The organism is Geminicoccus flavidas, assembly GCF_009806515.1.
GTDB lineage: Bacteria > Pseudomonadota > Alphaproteobacteria > Geminicoccales > Geminicoccaceae > Geminicoccus > Geminicoccus flavidus.
On record NZ_WUJP01000253.1, the window covers coordinates 1 to 3,486 of the forward strand.

The 3,486-nt window shown below is 67.3% G+C and carries 4 protein-coding genes; 1 reads left to right on the top strand and 3 read right to left on the bottom strand.

The annotated features are described in order from the left end of the window. The coding region (locus EQG76_RS07070) for a BBE domain-containing protein (protein ID WP_200840614.1) at window positions 1-720 on the top strand (720 nt) is incomplete at its 5' end. 45 nt (window positions 721-765) lie between these two features. Here the strand turns inward: EQG76_RS07070 and EQG76_RS07075 are convergent. From EQG76_RS07075 to EQG76_RS07085, 3 genes are read right to left on the bottom strand one after another with little or no spacing between them, the layout of a single operon-like run. After that, window positions 766-1,875 (bottom strand): ABC transporter substrate-binding protein, encoded by a 1,110-nt coding sequence (locus EQG76_RS07075; protein WP_200840615.1) that lies wholly within the window; start codon window positions 1,873-1,875, stop codon window positions 766-768. A 25-nt stretch (window positions 1,876-1,900) separates the two neighbouring features. Beyond that, window positions 1,901-2,761 (bottom strand): ABC transporter permease, encoded by an 861-nt coding sequence (locus EQG76_RS07080; RefSeq protein WP_159711901.1) that lies wholly within the window; start codon window positions 2,759-2,761, stop codon window positions 1,901-1,903. A 13-nt stretch (window positions 2,762-2,774) separates the two neighbouring features. Further along, window positions 2,775-3,485, bottom strand: a complete 711-nt coding sequence (locus EQG76_RS07085; protein WP_407925508.1) for an ABC transporter ATP-binding protein — start codon at window positions 3,483-3,485, stop codon at window positions 2,775-2,777. Window position 3,486: the final 1 nt, after the last annotated feature.

The following is a 3,486-nucleotide window of genomic DNA, read 5'->3' on the forward strand; positions in this document are numbered from 1 at the left end:
CGCAGCCGCCAGCGCGAGCCCCTGGCCGAGCTGTTCCGGGTGCTGGAGGCAGCCCCCGCCTCGACCGGCGCCAAGATCACCCTGATCGGCCATGCCGGCGGGATCGACCTGTCGGTGCTTGGCCAGGCGATCGAGCCGGACAGCACGCTGGAGGACCTGCTGGCGGGGCTCCTGGCGGGCGCGGACGAGCACCAGATGGCGCGGCTGCCCTACTGGCAGGCCCAGGCGTTGCTGGGGGAACCCGGCCCGCCCGCCCACTATCACGAAACCTCGCTGTTCGTGGGCCCCCTGGCCGGGAATAGCGCGGCGCTGGACCGGCTGATGGATCTGCTGGAGCGCCATCCGGCCGCCGCCAAAGGCGAAGGTGCCATCCTGAAGTTCTTCCAGGTCGGCGGGCAGGTCGGCGCGGTCGCCGGCGACGCCACCGCGATCCCCTATCGCGGCGATGCCTGGATCGCCGGCACCGAGCTGGAATGGACCGGGCAGACCGAGCAGGACGGCCGGCTGGAGCAGGCCCTGGACTGGCAGCGGGCTGCCCATGCCGCCATGCAGGAAGCGCTGCCGGGTGCGCGCGGCAGCTATGTCAACTTCCCCGACGTGAACCTGCCCGACCCGGCCACCGCCTATTACGGGCCGAACCTGGAACGGCTGCGCGCGGTACGCCGCGCGGTCGATCCAGACCAGGTCTTCGCCCCGCCGCGCCGCCAGGGCATCGGCTGACGGCGCCAGGGTGCGGCGTCATCCAGGCCGCACCCTGGCCTCACCTCACAGCCGCGCCTCGATCGCCGCTACGTCGACCTTGCTGTAGTCCTCGGACAGCTGGAACCCGCCCGACGCCTGCTGCACCGCCGCCTGGTCGAACTGGTTGGCTGCCGCGATATAGTCGTTCTTGCAGACGTCCTCGGCCTTCATCTCGGTCGTGATCTGCTTGATCTGGTAGATCGTGTCGAAATAGCCCTGCCACTGGGCCATGTCGTGCCAGCCCCAGCCCTGGCGCTGCTCCCACGGGCCGCGGAAGATCTTGCCGAGCTGCATCATCGATTCGGTGGCGATCTCTGGGGTCAGCGTGCTGGCCAGGGCCGGGAACTGCTCCAGCACGATCTGGGTGGTGGCGCGCGGGTTCAGGTGGCCGAACTCCAGGCCCATCGCCCAGGCGCGGAAATAGTTCTCGTAGAGCGCCTTCTTCGCCTGGTCCTCGAAGTCCGAGGTGCGGATGACGAAGGTGTTGGCCGGGAACTTCGAGAAGTCGTAGGGCAGGATATAGTCGTAATCCATGCCCTGGCCGTACCACTGCGCGCGCAGGCCTTCCCAGCACAGCGAGGTGTCGCCCTGGCCCTGCTGCAGCGCCTGACCCCAGATCGGGCCGGCTTCCAGATACTCGACCGAGGCGGGATCGACGCCCACCTGGGCCAGCATCGGGTCGACGATCGCCTTCCAGCCGATCGAGCCGACCAGGATCTTCTTGCCGGCCAGCTCCTTGATGTCGGCGGGCTTCTTGCCCTTCACGAAGGCGAAGCTGAACGTGTCGTAAGCACCCATGTGGAACACGGACTTGAGCGGGATGCCCTGCTCCAGGCCCAGGGAGAACACGCCCGGGCTCGGGAAGCCGATATCGGCCTGGTTCTGGTCGACCAGCTTGATCGTGGCGGTCGCTTCTAGCGGCCCCGGCTCCAGCGTAGTCTGGATGTCGCCGAACCAGCCGAACTTCTGGGCGACCCAGTAGGGATAGTCGTCCAGCACCTCGATCGTGCCGCGCGGGCTCACCCAGCGCACCGTATTGGTCGCCTCTTGGGCCATCAGGAAACGGGGTGCCGCCATCGTCCCCGCCGCGGCGATGCCGAGGCCGACGAAGCTGCGCCTGTCCAGACCGAACATCGATTGCTCCCCCAACATGCGCCGGTCAGGACTCCCACCCGGCATATTTCTTACCCAGCCAATAGAAGAACACGTAGATGGAGATGCCGATGACCGCCAGGAGCACGATGCAGGCGAAGAACTGCGGCATCTGGATCAGCGACGAATAGTAGGTCAGCCGGTTGCCGAGCCCGAAGCTGCCGCCGACCATCTCGGCCCCCACCGCGGTGAGCAGACCGAAGATCGAGCCGACCATCAGGCCCACGATCACCATCGGCATCGCCATGGGGATGCGGATCTTGAGAAAGATCTGCAGGGTCGAGGCGCCGAAGCTGCGGGCCAGCGCGATCTTGGCGAGATCGGTGCGGCGAAAGCCGGTGGCCGAGTTGATCATCACCATCGGCCCCGACGCCAGCGCCACGGCGATGATCCGCGGGCTGTAGCCAAAACCCAGCTTCAGGATCAGCAGCGGCACCAGCGCCAGCATCGGCGTGGTGACCAGCAGGAGGATGTAGGGCGCGATGATCCGTTCCAGCAGCGGGAACTGGGTCACCAGTGCCGCCAGCACGAAGCCGACCGTGGCGCCGATCGCAAAGCCGGTCAGCAGCTCCACCAGCGTATGGCCGACATGCGGGGCCAGCAGCGGAAAGTCGCGCACCAGTGCGGTCGCGATCAGGCTCGGCGTCGGCATGATGTAGGTCGGCACTTCGTAGAGGCGGAGCAGCAGCTCCATCCCGCCGATCAAGGCCACCGCGACGAAGGCGATCAGCGCCCATTCGCGGCTGGACTTGATCAGGCTGAGCTGGCCGGCCACGCCCGACCAGTTGCTGACTCCGACGGCCTGGCCGTCCTCATGCTTGTCGAAGCTCGGGATGTTGTCGGCGAGCTGGCGATCGACGCTGGCCATCGGGGGCTCCTGGTCAGGCGGCGGCGGCGGGGCGGGCCGGGGCTTTGTGCTCGATCGAGCCCTTGATCTCGGCGACCAGCTCGACGAAGTGCGGTGCGGCCTGGACCTCCAGCGGCCGCGGCCGCGGAATGTCGATGTCGAAGACCTTGGACAGGCGGCCGGGACGCGCCGACATCACATAGACCCGGTCGGCCAGGAACACGGCCTCCGGGATCGAATGGGTGATGAAGACGATCGTCTTCTTCGTCTCCAACCAGATCTCCTCGATCAGCAGGTTCATCTCGTCGCGGGTGAAGGCGTCGAGCGCGCCGAACGGCTCGTCCATCAGGAGCAGCGAGGGATCGACCGAGAGTGCGCGCACGATCGAGGCGCGCTGCTGCATGCCGCCGGAAAGCTCACGCGGATACTTGCCCTCGAAGCCGGCAAGGCCCACCCGCTCCAGCAGGCCGTTGATCCGCTCTCTGGCCGGTGCCTGGCGGCGGATCTCGAACGGCAGCTCGATATTCTTCTGCAAGGAGCGCCAGGGCAGCATGTTGGCTTCCTGGAACACCATCGCGATCTGCGGCGAGGGCCTGGTCACCGGCTGGCCGTCCAGCAGGATCCGGCCTGAGGACAAAGCGTGTAGCCCGGCCATCGACCAGAGCAGGGTGGACTTGCCGCAGCCCGAGGGACCGACCACGCAGACGAACTCGCCGTCCTGCACGTCCATGGAGAAGCGGTCCAGC

What these genes read in the sequence shown, in the direction of transcription:
- EQG76_RS07080 (WP_159711901.1), bottom strand. Translation starts at nt 2,761, where the DNA reads ATGGCCAGCGTCGATCGCCAGCTCGCCGACAACATCCCGAGCTTCGAC.
- EQG76_RS07075 (WP_200840615.1), bottom strand. Translation starts at nt 1,875, where the DNA reads ATGTTCGGTCTGGACAGGCGCAGCTTCGTCGGCCTCGGCATCGCCGCG.